The organism is Actinocorallia sp. API 0066 (assembly GCF_020991275.1).
In the GTDB taxonomy this organism is placed as follows: Bacteria; Actinomycetota; Actinomycetes; order Streptosporangiales; family Streptosporangiaceae; genus Actinocorallia.
Map to the genome: position 1 here is coordinate 105,344 of NZ_JAJLQY010000014.1, position 18,870 is coordinate 124,213.

The window sequence follows — 18,870 nt, forward strand, 5'->3', positions numbered from 1 at the left end:
ATCGCGGCGAAGGCGACTATGGCACACCACACAATCATCACCGAACGGCTTATACGGCCGTTCCCAAACATTGTTTCCGGCCATCATTATCCGAAACATCCGAGAAGTCCTTGTCACCGATTTTCACCGGGTGATATCGCTACGTCGTCGGATATGTACTACCTGAGGGCGGATGCCTGGTGGATCAACGCTTTCCGAGCGCGCTTCTGCTCCTCACGGTATGCGTCCCCCTCGCCCTGCTCCGGGCCGGTCCGGCGGTGGCGGACGAGAATGACGACCTCGCCGCCGTCTACTGCCTCGCCGAAAGCCGCGGCGCGGAGTTCAACGAGGCCGCCGTCGCCCTGGGCGCCGCCTATCCCGACCCGACCCGCCCCGGCGGGATGTCCCTCACCGTCGCGGGAACGGCACCGGTGAGCGCGGCGGAACTGCGCGAGCACGACCCCGGAAAGTTCAAGCGGATCTGCGGCGCCGTCATGCGCGCCAACGCCGAGTCCCCCTCCCCCAAGGAGAAAGAGGGACTCCTCAAGGACCCCTTTGTGCTCGGCGTGACGAGCGTCCTGCTGTCCAGCGTGTCCGCCGTCGTCACGACCCTCGGCATCCAGTCCCTGGAGCGGCGCCGGGCGCGCCGCGACCGGCTCCCCGACGTGATCGACGCGTTCTACGCGGCCGCGAACTCCTACCTCGATCGTTGGGCGGACATGGTCAGCAACAGCGCCGACTACGCCGCCGTGGAAAGGGCGCGTGCCGACCTCGTGGCCACACTCTCGCGCCGGCCCACGTGGCGTGCCCGCCTCGCGCGGCGACTCGGGCTGCCCTCCGCGCGGAGCCGCCTGGACGCGGCGGTGCGGAGCCTGCCGCTGGGCGAGCCGCTGCCGTCCGGACCCGGACGCAACGACAGGCAGACGCGGGCGAGCCAGGAACGCGACCGACTACGCGAGAGCCGCCGCGCCGTCGAGGGGACCGCGCTGGGTGGACCGGCGGCCCCCGCTCCCGCCGCCGACCAGGAGGGTTGATGACGGAGAACACCTTCGCCATACCGCTGCCGGGCCACGGCAGTACCAGAGTCGGCGGGTCCGACACGTATCTCGACCCGCACGGGACTCCGGACCACGCGAAGCTCTACGCCGATCTCGATCACATGGGGATCCAGATCAGGAAGTTCAAGGAAAAGGTCGGGACCGGCCGGGGCACGACCGACGAGAGCCGGATCCAGGGTTATCTCGTCCTCGTCGGCGGCGCCGACGGCTCTGGCCGGAGCTCGCTGATCCACTGCTGCCTCGCGCATCTCGCCGAGAATCTTCCGCCGGCCGGAAACCTGAGTCCCACGATCGTCAATCTCAGCACGCGCTGGGGGGAATACGACCAGATCCCCAGACTCACCGCCGACCAGTCCATGGCCGAAGCGATCATGAGCGGCGTGATCTCCTCCCTTCCCAAGCCCGAGAACGACACGATCCAGACCAGCTTCGACAGCCTCGGCCTCGGAAACATCAGCGACCGGGAAGAGGCTCCCTCAACTCGTTTCCACAACCTCAACGAATACCTGAAGATGAATGACTCCTACCTTTTCCTGCTGACTCCGAAGCCACCGGAGAGCACCCGGGGACAGGCTTTCAACAGGCTTCTCAAGATTCTTTCGAACATGCGCGCCCATTCCCGCATCTCGGTGTTCATGGAAGTGACGCAGGACGAACTCGAGGAGGCCCAGCGGGTCCGCGAGGTCGCCGGGCGGCCGGGTTCGATCTTCCTGCGCATCGGCGCGCTCGCCGAGGACGACTGCCATGCCTTCGCCCGGAGAAGGACGGAGGCGGGTGTATGGGACAACCCATTGCGAGTGGACCTCTCCTCACTCTGCGGCATGGGGCCCGATGTCCGCTTTCGGACAGTCCGGGAGCTTCAGGAGGTCTTCCATGGCGCCGCGGACCTGCTCCTGTCCGGTCAGGGAAGGGTCGACGCCGGGGAGCCTCCCGTGCTTCGCGGCGCTGACGTCGTCACCTTCATCCAGCAGCGAAACCTGAGTGACGACCTGGAATACGGGTGAACGAGAACGCGGTACCGGAATACCATGGCAAGACGGAACGGGATGGGAAAAATATGACAGAAAATACCGCCGTCCCCGAAGAAGGGGAGTATTCCCCAGATCTCAACCCCTTCCCCAGCAACCCCGCCGAATCCATCCGCACCGACCAGCGCGACCACGAGCGTGGGCTCAGAGCGCGGTGGGACGTTCCCATCTACCCCGATTCCACGCTGCGCATGCACGTCATGCACCATCTGCACCCTCCCGCCAAACCACGGCGAGGCCGGGTGATCGCCCTCGTCGGCGCCCGTGGCGTCGGCAAGAGCCACCTGCTCAACAGCCTGATCGAGGAGATCCGGACCGACCAGGCGGAACGCACCCTCCTGTGGAGCCTTGAGGCGCCGCCCGACCTGCTGGACACCTTCCGCAGCCAGGTGACGGCGCTGCGCGCGGACCGGGAACTCACCCAGCGCTTCGAGCGCCTCATCGAGCGGTTCCAGGGAAAGGTCCTCGCCGGCATGCTCCGCGAAGGCGAGACGCGCGGAACCCGGGCGGAACGCGTCCGCACCGCCGAGGCGCTGGAAGCGGGCCGGGCCGACCCCGAGAAGGTCCGCGACCGCTTCGGCATCAGCCGCGAGTCCGCCTACCTCCGGACCCGCCGGGACCTCGCCCGCGCCAGCGACCGCAGACTCGACACCCACGCCTCCATGGCGCTCCTCTCCCAGGGCGACCGCCGACCCGAGATCTGGGACTGGCTGGCCGGGGAACCACCGGCCCAGGCGCTCGTCGACCGGGGAGTCCGCGAGCAGATCAGTACCAACGCCCACGTCTGTGAGGTGCTGGAAGCACTCGCCCAACTCCACGGAGCGCTCGGCCGCCACTGCGTCCTGGTGCTCGACTCCTTCGAACGCGCGCTCCAACGGCCGGAGAGCGAACGCGCCGAGTTCACCGGCGCGTTCGAACGGCTCGTCGACGGTTTCATCGACGCGGGCGGGCTGATCGTCTTCACGCTCCAACCCGAACTGCTGGGAGCGCTGAGCCCCAGCCTCCGGGAGCGCGTCACCCAGGTGTGGACGGCGCCGTTCACCGAGCAGGAGACCCGGGAACTCGTCCGCCGGAGGCTGTCGGACGAGCACGGGAACCCGCCGGACGGCACGGGGGCGTTCGATCCCAGTGCGATCGCCGAGATCCACAGCCTCGGCGACGGCCTGCCCAGACGGGTGCTGCGCACCTGTCACGTCGCGTGGAGGCTGGCCGCCCAGGACCCGGACCAGCCGGGCGCCCGGCCGGGGGCGAAGCCGGAACACGTCAGCATCTCCCACGTCTGGGAGGCGGTGCGGGAGATCGAGGAGCGGACACCCGAGCGGGAGGCCCTCGACATGGTCGAACGGGCCCTCCGGCTGGAGGGCTGGCCGGTGCGGCGGCTCGTCGTCGGCGACGCCTCCGGCCCGTCGCGGGGCGACGTGGCGTTCGAGGTCCAACTCCCCCAGGCGACCATCCGCGTCGGGGTCTTCCCCTCGGTCGTCAAGAACGACGACATGCAACAGATCACCGCCACCGTGAGCCGGGAGTCGACGGCGCCGCTGATCGTCATCATCAACGGCTTCCTCGCCCGGCCGCAGCGGGACGCCATCGTCGGGCTGACCGGGCTGCCACCCCTCGTCCTCGGCTTCGGGCCGGAGTTCGGCGACCTGCTCAACGCGGCGCTGCGGCGCACCCAGCGGAACCTGGAGCGGAACGCCGAACTCGCCAGGGAACGCGACCGGGACACGCTGCTCGACAAGCTCCGCCTGCTGGACCGGATCACCGTCGACGTCCAGGAGACGCACGAACTGCTCGACACGCTCCCCTACCGGCTCCGGCCGTCCGGGCGGACCGGCGCCCCCGACGGCATCAGGAGACGCCGGCGCCTGCGCGGCCTGACGACCCTGGAGGCGGCGGAGCGGTCACGGGAGACCGAGACCCTGTTCGACGAGGCCGCCAAGACCCTCGCGGACGCCGCGCCCGACTTCTCCTGGCGGCTCCACCTCGAAGGCGGAGACGGCCTGTTCCGTCCCCGCCGGGTCGAGCTGACCCACAAGCACATCCGCTCGCTCGGTCTGATCGCCGCCCTGACCACGCTGCTGGAGCAACTGCGCGAGGAGGTGGCGGAGGTCACGGCACAGGAGCGGGGCGGCGAAGCCCTGCGCGCCGTGTGCCGCTCCTTCGAGATCAGCGCCGAACGGCTCCCCTACGAACTGCTCGACCCGGCGCCACGGCAGCGGGTCCTGCGGATCGTGGACCAACTGCCCCGCCGGGTGCTCGCCACCCTCAACCCGCGCTCAGAAAAGCGCCCCTGACTCGGTGAGCTGGACGCGCAGCCGCCGCAGCCGCTCCCCCGCCTCGTCCACCCTGTCCTGGTTGAGGGTCGCGCCCACAAGGAGATCACCGGGCGCCGACGTGCCGTCCACGAAGTACGCGCCGTCCTGCACGTCGAGGATGAGGCGCTGGAGCCGTCCCGGGTCCGTCGGCTCCGTCGGCCAGTCACCTCCCAGCCGCTCCCGGATGTCCTTGTCCTGCCACGGGCGGCGCAGGTGGTACGGCAGGTCCTCCAACGGGCGGCGCAGCGTGCGCAGGAGGGAGTCCCAGCCCCGGCGGAGGGAGGCCGGTGCCGTGTTGCGGGCGAAGAAGTAGCGTTCGGGGAGGCCGTCCAGGTTGTCGGCGGCACAGATCTGGGACCAGTTCCGGTGGTAGGCCACGTACTGGAGGTCCTCGGGGTGGAGGTTCTCGGTGAACGGCGCGCTCCAGAAGAGCTCCGCGACGTCGCGATGCGCGAAGACCTCCTTGCCGGTCCGCTCCGGCGGGGGCAGCTCACCGGCCCTGCCGACACCGACGGGTTCGGCCGGACGGTGCAGCAGATGGACGCGGATCCGGTTCAGCAGCCCGCCCATCGCGGCGTCCAGGTCCGCGGTGGAGCGCGCGCCGTCCCCCGGATAGGTGGAGGCGGCGAGATAGTGGCCGGGTTTGATCCTGGCGGCGTAGTGGCCCTTGGTCTCGTACTCGACCACCACCCGCAGGAGGTCGCCGGTGTCGAGCGGCGCCATCTCCCGCTCCCTGGCCCGCGTCCACTCCACCAGCGCCGCGCCGGGCGAGGCCATCCGCTCCGCGAACGCGCCGTCGCTCCGGCCGTCGGACGGGTCGGCCGGCTCGCGACCGAGCACGAGCAGGTCGGGCCCGCCGACGGAGTAGTGCCCGATCTCGGCGATCGACGGGTGCCCGTCCAGCACCCGCTCGCATTCGGCGATCAGGTCCCCGAAACTCGCGTCACTCTCGTCGTAGTGCCAACTCCACCTCGGCGACCGTTCGCGTGACGGCTCTGTCATGGTGCCCAGCCCTTCGCCGGCCTCAGATTCCGATCAGCTCGATGTCGAGTTCCCGCCGCTCCCGGTGGTCACCGGTGTCGTCGCCCTCCAGCGCGGCCCGCGTCAGCGCCATGTTCCGCTCGATCCTGACGATGTGCGGATGCCCGGCCGGATACAGGACACGGTAGGTCTCCAACGCCTCACCCTCCAACAGCCGCGCCTTGTCCAGGGACTCCGGGGAACCCCCGGCGGCGAGGGCGTTGGCGAGACACACCCGCGCCGCCGCAATCCACGTGTTGCGTGGCGGCAGGGCACGGACCAACGCCTCCAGCGCGAGCCGCGCCTCCGACCGGGCCCGCTCGGTCTCCCCGATCCCACGGCGGGCGGCGGCCCGATGCAGCCGGGGCAACTGGACCACATGATGCGACGTGCTGAACCTCAGGTGTTCCGCCGTCCACTCGGCCTGTTCGAGCGCCTCCTCGTAGCGGCCGAGCTCCAGGAGGTCGGCGGTGATGTTCGCGCTGGAACTCAGCTTGTGGAACGCGTCGGCGCCACGCCGCGCCACCCGCTCGTCGAACAGTTCCCGGTCACGCTCCAGCGCCTCCTCCGGCCTGCCCTCGCGGCGCTCGGTGATGGCGATCCCCGACTCGGCCTGGCGCAGGAACGGCAGCGCGGACCGAGGCCATGACGACACGGCGTACCGCATCTCCTTGAGCAGGCTCGCCGAAGCACCGTGGCGGCCCATCTCCCGGTGGATCGCCGCGAGCATCAGCGTGAACCGCAGCGTCTGGGGGTCGTCGCCGCGCCGGGTGGCGAGCAGGAAGGCACGGCGCGGCAGGACGATGTCCAGCGCCTCCTGCGGGTAGCCGGAAACCAGCTCGCCCAGCGCGTGGTTGTGCTCGCACTGGACGGTCACCGGATGGTCGGGCCCGAGGAGTTCACCCAGGCGCCGCATGACGTCGGCGGAGATCGTGCGCGACCTCCGCAGATCCCCGTTGAGGCGCAGGGCCCGAGCGTAGAAACCCGCGCTCAACAGCGTCCGGGGGGTGTCCCTGCCGAACCAGCGCCGCTGCTCGTGATAGGCCGTCAGCGCGCTGCTGAGATCCTCGCGGTCCCCCAGCACGCGGTGCGCCTGAGCCATGTGGTTCAGCAGCCGCAGGTACTCCGGGAGCGGCCGCGCGCCCGGTTTCGGCTTCCACTCGTCCGCGAGCAGCCCCCCCAGGCGCAGCGCGCTGCGCGCGGACACCTCGTCGTCGGCGTGCGCCAGCTCGTAGATCCGCTCCAACAGCCAGCCACGGGTCCAGGCGGACTTCTTGTCCTCCCACATCCGCAGGCTCCAGATCCGCGCGAGGACCTCGGCGGGCGGAGCCTGGCCCGCGCGGACGACGGGCGTGGGGTTCCCGACCGCCCTGCCGAGCAGCTCGCGCAGCCGGTTGAGCCGGGACTCCTTCATCTCGGCCATCACCTTCGCGCGGACGGCCGGGTGAACGCGGATCGGCAGGGCGTCGTCACGTCGATGGCCGCCCTCGCTCCGGTCGGCCTCCTTCAGCTGTCCGGTCTCCACCTTGAGCAGGCCGTACCGGGCGAACAGCCAGACCACCGCGTCCACCACCAGCGGGTCACTGAGGAAGATCTGGTCCTCGCCCAGAACATCCTCCCGCTCACGCGACGCCGCGCCGAGATCGAGGGACTCCAGGGGGTTGAGGGAATCCAGCGGCGAGAAGGGCCGCCCGCTGCGGAAGCTCCGCGACTCCCTGACGTCGGTCCCCTCCCTGATGTCGCGGACCAGGACACGCTGGAACTCGGGGGCCCGCAGCAGAGCCGTCGTGACGCCCCCCGACCCTCCCAGCAGGACGCAGAACTCAAGCAGTTGGAACGGGTTCGTCCACCCCGTACCGCGCAGCCAGGGGATCAGGTCCGGATGGTTGGGCAGGTTCTCCCAGATGAGGGTGAGCAGCGTCTGCAGGAGCGGCTGCTCACGGCCCGAGACATCCCCCTTGCGGACACCGAAATCGCGGACAAAACGGCGCACCGCGGCGCCGTCGACAAAGGAGCGCGCCGCAGTGCCAGCGGCGCGCTTCGGAGAGTCCTGGTGCTGCGGAACCCCGAGCTTCTCCTTGAGGGTCTCCTCACGCAGATAGGAGATGGCGAAACTGAGGGCCAGCGGCATGTTGTCCACGACCTCGGCGACCTGGACGGCCTCCCGCTCCGACAGCGTGGGCAGCCCGCCGCGCACGAAGGCGGCCGCGTCCCGCGTGGGCAGCGCCCCCAGGGCGATCCGGGGCAGGGGCGGCGCCGGTTCCTCCGCCGTGGTGACGAGGACGAGCCCGTCCCCCTGCCTCAGCGCCCTCGTCACGAGATGCGCCCGCTCCTCGCCGTCCGGCACGGGCACGCAGTCAAGCCCGTCCAGGACCATCAGCCAGCGCCTGCCGTCCTCGTCGGCCCCGCCCATCTCCCGGCACACCGCGCCGAGCAGCCTGACGACGTCGTCGAAGGTCCCGTCGTCACCCTGCGACAGACGCCTGACGATGTGCTCCCCCGTGTTCGACCGGTTGGGCGCGGCCACCGGGCCGGGCGTCCCGTCGTCGCCGTCGCCGGCCCGCAACCGCTGGTGGAACCGGACCAGGCCCTGGAGCAGCGAGCCTGTCTCCACGGCGTCCACCCACCAGACGCCCCGGTAGCCGCCGCCGTACCGGTGGCAGTACTCGGCGGCGACACCGCTCTTGCCGCAGCCGCGCGGCCCGGTGAGCGCCACCGAGCCTTCGGCGAGCGCCTGGTCCAGGTCCTCCAGCAGCTCGTCGCGGCCGGTGAAGTAGGGGTCGCGGTCCGGCAGGAACCCGCCGTCCGGCGGCCGTGGCGGCGGCGGGGTGTCCGGCGCCTCCGCGACCGCCGAAGCGCCCAACGCCGCCTTGATCCTGACGACGGCGTCCTGCGGATCCAGGCCGATGAGGTCGACCGTCGTCAGATGGGCGAGTGCCGCCGGAACCACCGGATCGTCGACCAGGAACAGCAGGGACGCGGCGGGCAGCCCGGCGAACGACAGGCCCGGCGCCCGTCCCGGCGCCAACACCACGACCCGGTGCGCGGTGCCGGGATGCGACCGGACGTAGCCGTCCATGTCATAGAGCGTGGCCGGGCAGTCGGTGTACCCGAGGACGTCCCTGATCCACTCGGCCCACAGCCGGTGCCTCGGCCCGTGGACGAGGTGGACGACGGAAGCGGACGGCCCCGAAGGCCGGAGCGCGTCGGCGAGTTCCTCGTAATGCCCGGTCAACAGGAGGAAGGACGAGCCCACCCGCAAACCCAACTCGGGCACGAACGGTATTTGCAGCACCCGCGAAACCCGTGTTCCGCCGTTCCGGAAATCGGATTCGGACACGCGCGCGGCACGGAGCGCGCGCCGGGTGTTCTCGATCGCCGCCTGAAGATCGTGCGCGCCCAACGGTTCGATACCCGTCCACACCGCGACCACGGCGACGTTTCCGGCCGCCCGCTCCGCCGCTTCGGCGGCTTCCCGCAGGAGGCCGAAGGCCGTTTCCCACGGTTTAAGGATCGAGCACACCGCGAGCGTGTCGGCCCACTCCAGGAAATCATCGAGAACCCTCAGGTCATAAACGGGCGGCGCGTCAATGAGAATGTGCCCGTAGCGTCGCCGCCACCCGTCGAGAGAGGCGGGCACGGACCCCGCCGGGACCACCACACGGCGGAGCGTCGCCCGGCCCCCCGGCGCGCTCCACAGCGCCAGCTCGGCCACGTCCACGGGGCCCTCGACGTCGAAGAGGGCCGCCACGTCGGCGCCCGGCTCCAGCTCCCCGCCCCGCCCGGCCATCTGCACGATGAGCACGTCCGTCTCGGTCGACCGGGCGAGACGCGCGGCGGCGCCCGCCAGCGACGTCGTGCGGCCGACACCCTTGACCTCCGCGCAGAAGACCGTCACCCGGCCCGCACCCGCTCTGTCAGCCATGCAGACTCCGCTTCGACCGCCCGGCACGTCGGCACCAGCATATAACCGCGCGGCGGCGCCCGCCCGTCCTCGGCCGGACCTTTCAGTTGGCAGTGTCATCGAAAGAGATGAAGGACTCTGTTTCGGTGTCGTCAAGGCCCGCGAGAATCGCCCGCACCAGATGGCCGAGCACATTACCCGGAAGCCGGTCGGCGGCCGCTGGATGGACACCCGAGATATCAACCAGGGGCTGGGACATGCATTGAGCATACCGGGGAGGGAAGGCCGAAGACGTGTCCGGTGGCACAGGATAATCGGCCGACGGCGGCCCTCAGCAATTCCGGCGCCGCGTTCTCTTGACCCGTTTTCCGAGGCGGACGATACTCACGTTGAGCGGGCGACACGCCGACGGCGCCACCGTCGGGGAATCCGCCTCTCCGGGGGGAGGCCGCGGCGATGGAACCGATGTGGCCCTACGGGCTCGACGTCGCCGCGCTGACCGCGTCCGGGTGGCGGCCGAGCCCGCTGCGCACCTTCGTCTACAAGATCCACAGCCGGTGTGATCTGGCCTGCGCCTACTGCTACATGTATGAGAGCGTCGACCAGAGCTGGCGTGACCAGCCGCCGCGGATGGACTCCGAGACGATCGACCGGGCGGCGCGACGCGTCGGCGAGCACGCCCGGCGGCACCGCCTGGACCAGGTGGGGGTCATCTTCCACGGTGGTGAACCGCTGCTGGCCGGGCTCGACCTCATCGGCGAGGCGGTCGCGAGCGTGCGGCGCGAGGTCGGGCCGGGGGTCCTCACCCGGTTCGGCGTCCAGACCAACGGGCGGATGCTCACCGCCGCCATGACGGCCGGGCTCGCCGGACTCGGCGTGCGGGTGGGCGTCAGCGTCGACGGCACCGCCGAAGCGCACGACAGGCACCGCAGGGGCAAGGACGGCGGGGGCAGCCACGCGGTCGTCCGGCGGAACCTGCTCCGGCTGCGCGACGGCGAGCACGCCGCGATCTTCAACGGCGTCCTGTGCACCGTCGATCTCCGCAACGACCCGCTCGAAACCTACGAGGCGCTGCTGGAGTTCGCGCCGCCGTCGGTGGACTTCCTGCTCCCGCACGCGAACTGGTCGGCGCCGCCGCCGGGCGCCGGCCCCGGCACCCCGTACGCGGACTGGCTGCTGCGCGTCTTCGCGCGGTGGTACGACGCGCCCGTCCGGGAGACCCGGGTGCGCTCGTTCGAGGAGATCCTGCGGCTCCTCCTGGGCCGTCCGGCCCGGCTGGAGAGCCTCGGCTCCGCCCCGCTGCGCTACCTGGTGATCGAGACGGACGGCTCCTTCCGCCAGAGCGACGCCCTCAAGACCGCCTACGCGGGCGCCGCCGACCTGGTGGGCAACGTCCACACCCATCCGATCGACGCCGCGCTGGCCCAGCCCCCCATGGTGGCCCGCCAACTCGGCGTCACCGGCCTAGCCCCAGAATGCCGCCACTGCCCCGTCGTGTCCGTCTGCGGCGGCGGCCACTACGCCCACCGCTACCACCCCGACACCGGCTTCCTCAACCCAACGGTCTACTGCCGCGACCTCTACGCCCTCATCCAGGGAATCCGCCTCCGCCTCGAAGCCGACGTCTCCGCCCTACGCGACACAGCCTCCTGACAACAGGCCGGGACCGCGCTCGGGGGTGGCCCGATGGGGACGGGGGCGTGCGGGGGGTGGGGGTTGTCCTTTATGTTGCGGATTGTCGGGTGAGAGGGCGCTTACCTGTTATGGAATTCTCGGACGTGGGGGCGGGGGACGTGCGAATCTGCTGGTGGCGCCCTGGAGAGTGGGCGGGAAGAGCGCGCGGCGTCCGGACGGGCGGGGGCGCAGGGTCGGCAGGAAGGAGGGCGCTGCCGTGAGCGGTGCCGTGTTCCAGGAACCCCAATTTGGTGAGGCAGTTAGAGCGGTGCTTGAAGGGGAGGCGCCTTACGTCGTGTTCCGGGTGGAGGAGGGTGAGGGCCACGTGGTCGTCAGGGTGGACCCGCCCGAGGTGGAGGAGGCTGCCTTCCTCGCGCGCTTCCCCTACAGCGTCTGCCGGTACGCCCTGTACGCGCTGGACATCAGGGACGAACCCACGCCCGTCCTGGTCCGCTGGACGCCCCCGGCCGCCCCGCGCACCGAACAGCTCCGCTACGCCCGCCACGAACCCGCCGTCCACCGCGCCCTGGGCCCCTCCGTCACGCACACCCTCAGCGCCACCCACCACGCCGACCTCGGCGAACCCCTCCCCCGCCCCAGAACCCACCCCGCCCCCGGCTGACGCCCCGAGCCACACACCGCCCGGCGCGGCTCTAGGAGTCGAGGTAGGGGTCGGTGATGGGGCGGAGGCGGGTGAGGGCGTCCCGGAGGGCGGTGTAGCGGCGCGGGCCCAGGTGGGCCAGCCATTCGGCCTCGACGGCTGCGGTGGCGGCGTCCGCGACGGGGCGGGCCGCCTCGGCGCGCGCGGTGAAGCGGACCAGGCGGGCGCGCGCGTCGGTCGGGTCCAGGACGCGTTCGACGTAGCCCGCGCGCTCCAGTTGGTCCACGAGGTACCCGGCGGTCTGCTTGGTGATCTGGGCGGATTCGGCCAGGTCGGTGACGCGCGACCCGTCGTCGGCGATCCGCGCGAGCAGCCGGGCCTGCGCGGGCGTCAGCTCGTGTCCGGCTTCGGCCAGCGCGGCGAACACACGCCGCTCCATCTCCCGGTACGGGACGAACAGCAGCACCCCGAGGCCGATCTCGTCCGGCACGGCACACCCCACAGGCTTGACGATAGTAAGAACCTCTGCCTAATTTAGACAGAGACACTCACTGATTCTAGCCGTGGAGGAAGGCCCGTGCGACTCACCGAAGCCGAACAGTGGAAGGTGATCGACGGGGAGCGCGCCTCCCTCGCCGTCCTCCTGGCCACCCTCACGCCGGCGCAGTGGGCCGCGCCGTCGCTGTGCGCGGGCTGGACCGTCCGCGAGGTCGCCGCGCACCTGGGCGCCGGGCCCACCGCGCGCCTGCCCCGGGTGCTCCTCGACGTCGCCAGGGCGCGCGGGAACTTCAACAGGTTCGTCGACGCCACCGCCCGCCGCGACGCGCGCAGGCCACCGCACGAACTCGTGGCGACGCTCCGGGGCGCCGTCGGATCGCGACGGCTCGCCCCAGGCCAGAAGCTCTCTTACGCCCTCCTCGACGTCCTCATCCACGGCCAGGACATAGCCCTCCCCCTGGGCCTCGACAGGCCGATGCCGCTGGCAGCCGCCCGCCAGTCCGCCGAAGTCATCTACCGGATGGGCTCCCCCTTCCACGCCCGCAAACACCTCACAGGGCTCCGCCTCCAGGCCACCGACATCAAGTGGAGCGCAGGCGAGGGCGCCTTGGTCGAAGGTCCTATCGCGGCCCTCCTCCTGCTCGTCTCCGGCCGCCCCGCCGCCCTGCCCCGCCTCACCGGCCCCGGCGTCACCACCCTCGCCGTCCGCTGAACCCGCGCCCGTCCCGCGACGGGGGTCCGGGACGGGCGCGCGGGATTTGCCACACGTTGGTCACCGTGCGCGTTTTCGGGTGGCCGGGTGGGGTGAGCACTCTCCTGACAGGGAGGGGTGCCGGTGACCGGTAGCGGACGGGTGCTGGACGGCCGGGCAGGGCTCATCACCGGGGCGGCGCGCGGCATCGGACGGGCCATGGCGCTCGCGTTCGCGGCGGCCGGGGGCAAGGTCGTCGTCGGCGACATCGACGACCACGAGGGGCGCCGCACCGTCGCGCTCATCCACGAGGCCGGAGGCACCGCCGTGTTCGTCGCCGCCGACGCCGCCGTGGACGAGGACGTGCACCTGCTCGTCGCCGCCGTCGTCGACCACTACGGGCGGCTGGACTGGGCCGTCAACAACGCGGGCCTCGGCTCGCCCGCGCAGCCGGGACAGGAGTGCGGCCCCGACCGCTGGAACCAGGTCATGGGCGTCGGCCTTGAGGGCGTCAGGTCGGCGCTCGCGCACGAGATCGAGCAGATGCGCAAGCAGGGCGACGGAGGCGCGATCGTCAACACCGCCGCCTCGCCCAGGCTCAACGTGCAAGGCGGCCTGTCGCCTTGGGTCGCCGCCAAGTCCGGCGTCCTCGGCCTCACCATGGCGGCCGCGCTCAGGTACGCGCAGGACGGCATCCGCGTCAACGCGCTCAGCCCCGGCCGCACGCTCACCCCCGCCGTCGAGCGGCAGATGGCCGAAGACCCGGCGGCCGCCCGCGCGCTTATCGAACGCATCCCCCTACGCCGTCTCGCCACCCCCGAGGAGCAGGCACAGGCCGCGCTCTGGCTCTGCTCGCCGCTCGCCTCGTACGTGACGGGTGTCGCCCTGAACGTCGACGGCGGCGCCTCGATCGCCTGACGTCCGAAGGGGACCCCATGCACGACGCCCGCCTGGCCCGGGTGACGGCCTACGCGGCAGCCGCCGCGATGGGCGGCTTCCTGTTCGGCTACGACAGCGCCGTCATCAACGGCGCGATAGCAGGTATCGAGCACAGGTTCCCGTCGAGCCCCGGCATGACCGGGTTCGTCGTGGCAGCCGACTTGCCTGGCGCGGCCATAGGCGCGGCCATCGCGGGTGCGACAGCCGACCGGCTCGGACGGCTCGGCGCGATGCGCGTCGCGGGTGTGCTGTTCGCCATCACCGCGATCGCCTCGGCCGTGCCGTTCAGCATCTGGGACCTCGCGTTCTGGCGGCTCATGGGCGGCGTCGCGATCGGCATGGCGTCCGTCATCGCGCCGACCTACATCGGCGAGATCGCGCCCGCCGCCTTCCGGGGCCGCCTCGCCTCGCTCCAACAGCTCGCCGTCGTGCTCGGCATCGTCATGTCGCAGCTCGTCAACTACGCGCTGGCGATGGCGGGCGGCGGCTCCGCCGGGCACCTCGGGCCGCTCCAGACGTGGCAGTGGATGTTCCTCGTGAACCTGCTGCCCGCCGCCCTCTACCTGTGGCTCAGCACCGTCATGCCCGAATCGCCCCGGTACCTGGTGCGGGTCGGCCGGGACGACGCCGCCCGGAGCGTCTTCGCCAAGACCGAGGGCGGCGACCCGGCCGAACACGTCGCGGACACCCGCAGGGCGCTCGGCGGCGAGGTGACGTCGAAGCTGGGCGACCTGCGCGGCCCGCACCTGCTCCTCCCGATCGTCTGGACGGGCATCGGCCTGTGCGCGCTCCAGCAGCTGTGCGGCATCAACGTGATCTTCTACTACTCCGCGACGCTCTGGGAGTCCGTCGGCGTCGAGGAGAGCTCCTCGCTGCTGCTGAGCCTCTTCACCTCGGTGATCAACCTGATCGGCACGTTCATCGCGATCTCCCTGGTGGACAAACTCGGCCGCCGCCCCCTCCTCATGACGGGCTCCGCAGGGATGGCCGTCGCCTTGGCGGTGACGGCTTACGCGTTCTCCCATCAGGCCGACGGGGGTGTGCTGCCCTTCGGCTGGGGCCTTGTCGCACTCGTGGGCGCCAGCTTCTTCGTCCTCTTCTTCGCGCTGTCGTGGGGCGCGGTCGTCTGGGTGCTGCTGGGCGAGATGTTCCCGTTGAGCATCAGGGCCGCCGCCATGAGCGTCGCCACCGCGACCCAGTGGCTGACGAACTGGCTGGTGACGCTCACCTTCCCGACGCTCAGCGCGTGGAGCCTTCCGGCGACGTACCTGATCTACGCGGCTTTCGCCGCGCTGTCCTTCTTCTTCGTCCGCCGCAGGGTGGCCGAGACGAAGGGCAGGTCGCTGGAGGCCATCTCGGAGGCGTCCTAGCCCATCCGGGCGCCAGGGCCGTCGCATGAAGGCGGGCCCCGGTCCACGAGGGAACCGGGGCCCGCGGCCGACCTCAGCGTCAGATGAGGCCGAGCCCCTTGACGGCGTCGCGCTCCTCGACCAGCTCGGCGACCGAGGCGTCGATCCGGGTCCGCGAGAACTCGTTGACCTCCAGGCCCTGGACGATCTTCCACTCGCCGTTCTCGGAGGTCACCGGGAACGAGGAGATGATGCCCTCGGGCACGCCGTAGGAGCCGTCCGACGGGATCGCGGCCGACGTCCAGTCACCCTCCGGGGTGCCGTTGACCCAGTCGTACACGTGGTCGATCGCGGCGTTCGCGGCGGACGCGGCCGACGACGCGCCACGCGCCTCGATGATCGCCGCGCCGCGCTTGGCGACGGTCGGGATGAAGTCCTCGGCCAGCCACTTCTCGTCGTTGATCAGCTCGGCCGCGTTCTTGCCCGCCACCTCGGCGTGGAAGATGTCCGGGTACTGGGTCGCGGAGTGGTTGCCCCAGATCGTCAGCTTCTTCAGCTCGGTGACCGGAACGCCGGTCTTGGTGGACAGCTGGGACAGTGCCCGGTTGTGGTCAAGACGGGTCATCGCGGTGAACCGCGAGGCCGGTACGTCGGGGGCCGCGGCGGCCGCGATCAGCGCGTTCGTGTTGGCCGGGTTGCCCACGACCAGCACCCGGATGTCGTCGGCCGCGCCCTCGTTGATGGCCTTGCCCTGCGGGCCGAAGATGCCGCCGTTGGCCTCCAGCAGGTCGCCGCGCTCCATGCCCTTGGTGCGGGGCCGGGCGCCGACGAGCAGCGCCACGTTCGCGCCCGCGAAGCCCTCGGTCGGGTTGTCGAAGATGTCGATGCCCGCGAGCAGCGGGAAGGCGCAGTCGTCCAGCTCCATCGCGGTGCCCTCGGCCGCCTTGACGGCCTGGGGAATCTCCAGGAGGCGCAGCTTGACGGGCACGTCCGCGCCGAGCAGCTGGCCGGAGGCGATGCGGAACAGCAGGGCGTAGCCGATCTGGCCTGCGGCGCCGGTCACCGTGACGTTGACAGGGGTGCGAGTCATTGCGCGATCACTCCAAGATGGGCGGGATCTCTCGGTATCGAGATACTGCACCCGCCAGGCTATCGCGCGCCTCCACGATCAAGGCCGCGCACCCCCGGTGAGGTGCACGACCTTGGACATACGACGGGCGCGGCCCCGAGGATCGCCCGGAGCCCGCGCCCAAGAGGTTCCCGGTGCGGACCGCCCTCCCGTGCCGAGGGCGGGCCCACCGAGGGGAGTTACTGCGCGATCTTCTTCTGGAGGTTGACGTCCAGGGCGTGCAGGAACTCCTCGGTCGTCAGCCACGGGGTGTCGCCGCCGACCAGGAGAGCCAGGTCCTTGGTCATCTGTCCGGATTCGACCGTTTCGATGCAGACCTCTTCGAGCTTGGTCGCGAACTCGGTGACGGCCGGGGTGCCGTCGAGCTTGCCCCGGTGGGCGAGGCCACGGGTCCACGCGAAGATCGACGCGATCGGGTTCGTCGAGGTCGGCTTGCCCGCCTGGTGCTGGCGGTAGTGCCGGGTGACGGTGCCGTGCGCGGCCTCGGCCTCGACGGTCCTCCCGTCCGGCGTCATCAGGACCGACGTCATCAGGCCCAGCGAGCCGAAGCCCTGCGCCACGATGTCGGACTGGACGTCGCCGTCGTAGTTCTTGGTGGCCCAGACAAAACCGCCCTCCCACTTGAGCGCGGCGGCGACCATGTCGTCGATGAGCCGGTGCTCGTAGGTGATGCCCGCGGCGTCGAACTCGGCCTTGAACTCGGCCTCGAAGATCTCCTGGAACAGGTCCTTGAAGCGGCCGTCGTACGCCTTCAGGATCGTGTTCTTCGTCGACATGTACAGCGGGAACTTCCGGTCGAGCGCGTACCGCATGGTCGCGCGCGCGAAGTCCCGGATCGAGTCGTCGAAGTTGTACATGCCCATGGCGACGCCGCCGCCGGGGAACTTGGCGACCTCGAGCTCGATCGGCTGGGAGCCGTCCTCGGGCACGTAGGAGATCGTCACGGTGCCGGGGCCGGGGACGACGAAGTCGGTGGCGCGGTACTGGTCGCCGTGCGCGTGCCGGCCGATGATGATCGGCTGGGTCCAGCCGGGCACCAGCCGCGGAATCGTCTGCACGACGATCGGCTCGCGGAACACCACACCGCCGAGAATGTTGCGGATCGTTCCATTGGGGGAACGCCACATCTTCTTGAGGCCGAACTCCTCGACGCGCGCCTCGTCGGGGGTGATGGTGGCGCACTTGACGCCGACGCCGTACTGCTTGATGGCGTTGGCGGCGTCGATGGTGACCTGGTCGTCCGTGGCGTCGCGGTGCTCGATACCGAGGTCGTAGTACTTCAGGTCGACATCGAGGTAAGGCAGGATCAGGCTGTCCTTGATGAACTGCCAGATGATCCGGGTCATCTCGTCGCCGTCGAGTTCAACGACGGGACCTTCTACTTTGATCTTGGGCATGGCTGGTGGCTTTCCCTTTCCTCGCCCCTGCGGTCCCTTGTAAGGCTCACTGGCGAGCGTATCCGAGCCCCCTCACAGGTCTAGACCGCCACCCCCGGTTTTCTTTACTTGACAAAACCTCCAACGCTGGAGGGCTTCCTGGGACCCGCCGCGTGCTCCCGAACTCCCACGGCGAAGCCGCCGCCAATCCTTCCAGCAAGTCACCAAACATGCACCAGATGTTAGATTCACGCGTGTGCAGTTGCGCTACAGCTTCAGGCTCTATCCGACGCCCGGCCAGCAGTCCGCCTTGGCCAAGGCGTTCGGATGCGCACGCGTGGTGTTCAACGACGGCCTGCGTGCACGGCAGGAGGCCCGCAAGGCCGGTCTGCCGTACATCAAGGTCGCTCCGCCCCGGTATCGGTCGCGCAAGGCCAGCCGTCAGGCGATCCGGCTGACGCGCAACGGGTTCCTGATCCGGCCGGACGGCCGCCTGTACGTGGCCAAGATCGGCGACATCGAGGTCCGCTGGTCACGGGCTCTCCCCTCGCCGCCGTCGTCGGTCACCGTCATCAGGGACGCTTCCGGCCGCTACCACGCCTCATTCGTCGTCCAGTGCCCGGGCACCCCAGCGTCCCCCGTGGACGCGGAGATCGGAATCGACCTGGGGCTGGCGTCGTTCGCCGTCTGCTCGGACGGCACGGTCATCGACAATCCGCGCCTGCTGCGGCGAGCCGAACGGCGGCTCGTGAAAGCACAGAAAGCCCTGTCACGCAAAGCCAAGGGAAGCAGGAACCGGGCCAAGGCACGGGTGCGGGTATCAAAGATCCACGCGAGGGTGGCGGACCTCCGCCGAGACCACGCGCATCAGCTCTCCACACGCCTCATCCGCGAGAACCAAGCGGTGTACGTGGAAGACCTGTGCGTCACGGGTCTGGCCCGAACCCGGCTCGCCAAGTCCGTGTACGACGCGGGCTGGTCTCAGTTCCTTCGGATGCTCGAGTACAAGGCCGCACGCCATGGTCGGTACTTCGCGCGAGTCGGCAGATTCACCCCCACTTCGCAGACCTGCTCCTCATGCGGCGTGAAAGACGGACCCAAGCCTTTGCGCGTCCGGGAATGGACCTGTGGGAACTGCGGATCGACCCATGACCGTGACATGAACGCGGCGAAGAACATCCTGGCCGCCGGGCGGGCGGACAGACTCAACGCCTGTGGAGCACCGATAAGACCGGGCCACGGCCCGGCGCGGCGCTATGAAGCAGGAACCCACCGGAGCATCGCATGAGCGATGTGGGAGGAGTTCCGG

At 70.4% G+C, this 18,870-nt stretch carries 15 protein-coding genes; 9 read left to right on the forward strand and 6 right to left on the reverse strand.

Annotated features, from left to right (window positions below):
- Positions 1-257 precede the first annotated feature (257 nt).
- Genes LO762_RS28760 through LO762_RS28770 form a run of 3 tightly spaced genes read left to right on the forward strand, consistent with a single transcriptional unit; the run spans position 258 to position 4,359 of the window.
- Entirely contained in the window at positions 258-1,013 is a 756-nt protein-coding gene (locus LO762_RS28760; RefSeq protein WP_230619270.1) for a hypothetical protein, read from the forward strand.
- Positions 1,013-2,041 carry a hypothetical protein gene (locus tag LO762_RS28765; protein ID WP_230619271.1) on the forward strand — a complete coding sequence of 343 codons (1,029 nt, stop codon included), beginning with the start codon at positions 1,013-1,015 and terminating at the stop codon, positions 2,039-2,041. The genes LO762_RS28760 and LO762_RS28765 overlap by 1 nt, the downstream gene beginning before the upstream one ends.
- Before the next feature lie 53 nt (positions 2,042-2,094).
- Positions 2,095-4,359, forward strand: coding sequence for a KAP family NTPase (locus LO762_RS28770; protein WP_230619272.1), 2,265 nt, complete (start codon positions 2,095-2,097; stop codon positions 4,357-4,359).
- Here LO762_RS28770 and LO762_RS28775 read toward each other — a convergent pair.
- From LO762_RS28775 to LO762_RS28785, 3 genes are all read right to left on the reverse strand, one after another.
- Complete coding sequence (locus tag LO762_RS28775) at positions 4,342-5,382, reverse strand: hypothetical protein (RefSeq protein WP_230619273.1); 1,041 nt, start codon at positions 5,380-5,382, stop codon at positions 4,342-4,344. The two genes, LO762_RS28770 and LO762_RS28775, sit on opposite strands and share 18 nt — an antisense overlap.
- A 22-nt stretch (positions 5,383-5,404) precedes the next feature.
- Positions 5,405-9,325 carry a tetratricopeptide repeat protein gene (locus tag LO762_RS28780; protein WP_230619274.1) on the reverse strand — a complete coding sequence of 1,307 codons (3,921 nt, stop codon included), beginning with the start codon at positions 9,323-9,325 and terminating at the stop codon, positions 5,405-5,407.
- An 82-nt stretch (positions 9,326-9,407) separates the two neighbouring features.
- The gene (locus tag LO762_RS28785) at positions 9,408-9,563 is read right to left on the reverse strand and encodes a hypothetical protein (RefSeq protein WP_230619275.1); all 156 of its coding nucleotides are present in this window, start codon (positions 9,561-9,563) and stop codon (positions 9,408-9,410) included.
- A 197-nt stretch (positions 9,564-9,760) separates the two neighbouring features.
- Between LO762_RS28785 and LO762_RS28790 the strand changes: the two genes are divergently transcribed.
- Together LO762_RS28790 and LO762_RS33755 are read left to right on the forward strand one after the other, a co-directional pair.
- On the forward strand, positions 9,761-10,957 hold the full coding sequence (locus tag LO762_RS28790) for an FxsB family cyclophane-forming radical SAM/SPASM peptide maturase (RefSeq protein ID WP_230619276.1): 1,197 nt from the start codon (positions 9,761-9,763) through the stop codon (positions 10,955-10,957).
- A gap of 289 nt (positions 10,958-11,246) precedes the next feature.
- Positions 11,247-11,600: a hypothetical protein gene (locus LO762_RS33755; protein WP_230619277.1), complete on the forward strand. Its 354-nt coding sequence runs from the start codon at positions 11,247-11,249 to the stop codon at positions 11,598-11,600.
- A gap of 31 nt (positions 11,601-11,631) precedes the next feature.
- Here the strand turns inward: LO762_RS33755 and LO762_RS28800 are convergent, their stop codons facing one another.
- The gene (locus LO762_RS28800) at positions 11,632-12,069 is read right to left on the reverse strand and encodes a MarR family winged helix-turn-helix transcriptional regulator (RefSeq protein WP_230619278.1); all 438 of its coding nucleotides are present in this window, start codon (positions 12,067-12,069) and stop codon (positions 11,632-11,634) included.
- 87 nt (positions 12,070-12,156) lie between these two features.
- Here LO762_RS28800 and LO762_RS28805 point away from each other — a divergent pair, with 87 nt between their 5' ends.
- From LO762_RS28805 to LO762_RS28815, 3 genes are all read left to right on the forward strand, one after another.
- On the forward strand, positions 12,157-12,789 hold the full coding sequence (locus tag LO762_RS28805; RefSeq protein WP_230619279.1) for a maleylpyruvate isomerase family mycothiol-dependent enzyme: 633 nt from the start codon (positions 12,157-12,159) through the stop codon (positions 12,787-12,789).
- A gap of 123 nt (positions 12,790-12,912) precedes the next feature.
- Positions 12,913-13,686, forward strand: a complete 774-nt coding sequence (locus LO762_RS28810) for an SDR family oxidoreductase (protein ID WP_230619280.1) — start codon at positions 12,913-12,915, stop codon at positions 13,684-13,686.
- Between the two features lie 17 nt (positions 13,687-13,703).
- Positions 13,704-15,077, forward strand: a complete 1,374-nt coding sequence (locus LO762_RS28815) for a sugar porter family MFS transporter (RefSeq protein ID WP_230619281.1) — start codon at positions 13,704-13,706, stop codon at positions 15,075-15,077.
- 79 nt (positions 15,078-15,156) lie between these two features.
- On the opposite strand, the gene LO762_RS28820 is transcribed toward LO762_RS28815, so the two are convergent.
- Both LO762_RS28820 and LO762_RS28825 read right to left on the reverse strand, forming a co-directional pair.
- Complete coding sequence (locus tag LO762_RS28820) at positions 15,157-16,146, reverse strand: malate dehydrogenase (RefSeq protein WP_230619282.1); 990 nt, start codon at positions 16,144-16,146, stop codon at positions 15,157-15,159.
- Positions 16,147-16,364: 218 nt separating this feature from the next.
- Positions 16,365-17,582 carry an NADP-dependent isocitrate dehydrogenase gene (locus LO762_RS28825; RefSeq protein WP_230619283.1) on the reverse strand — a complete coding sequence of 406 codons (1,218 nt, stop codon included), beginning with the start codon at positions 17,580-17,582 and terminating at the stop codon, positions 16,365-16,367.
- Positions 17,583-17,817: 235 nt separating this feature from the next.
- Here LO762_RS28825 and LO762_RS28830 point away from each other — a divergent pair, with 235 nt between their 5' ends.
- A complete protein-coding gene (locus LO762_RS28830; protein WP_230619284.1) occupies positions 17,818-18,849 on the forward strand; it encodes a transposase in 1,032 nt (343 codons plus the stop codon).
- Positions 18,850-18,870 lie beyond the last annotated feature (21 nt).

Excerpts from the sequence above, each read along its gene's own strand:
- LO762_RS28775 (WP_230619273.1), bottom strand. The coding sequence starts at position 5,382 with ATGACAGAGCCGTCACGCGAACGGTCGCCGAGGTGGAGTTGGCACTAC.
- LO762_RS28765 (WP_230619271.1), top strand. The coding sequence starts at position 1,013 with ATGACGGAGAACACCTTCGCCATACCGCTGCCGGGCCACGGCAGTACC.
- LO762_RS28820 (WP_230619282.1), bottom strand. The coding sequence starts at position 16,146 with ATGACTCGCACCCCTGTCAACGTCACGGTGACCGGCGCCGCAGGCCAG.
- LO762_RS28790 (WP_230619276.1), top strand. The coding sequence starts at position 9,761 with ATGGAACCGATGTGGCCCTACGGGCTCGACGTCGCCGCGCTGACCGCG.
- LO762_RS28780 (WP_230619274.1), bottom strand. The coding sequence starts at position 9,325 with ATGGCTGACAGAGCGGGTGCGGGCCGGGTGACGGTCTTCTGCGCGGAG.
- LO762_RS28770 (WP_230619272.1), top strand. The coding sequence starts at position 2,095 with ATGACAGAAAATACCGCCGTCCCCGAAGAAGGGGAGTATTCCCCAGAT.
- LO762_RS28785 (WP_230619275.1), bottom strand. The coding sequence starts at position 9,563 with ATGTCCCAGCCCCTGGTTGATATCTCGGGTGTCCATCCAGCGGCCGCC.
- LO762_RS28815 (WP_230619281.1), top strand. The coding sequence starts at position 13,704 with ATGCACGACGCCCGCCTGGCCCGGGTGACGGCCTACGCGGCAGCCGCC.
- LO762_RS28825 (WP_230619283.1), bottom strand. The coding sequence starts at position 17,582 with ATGCCCAAGATCAAAGTAGAAGGTCCCGTCGTTGAACTCGACGGCGAC.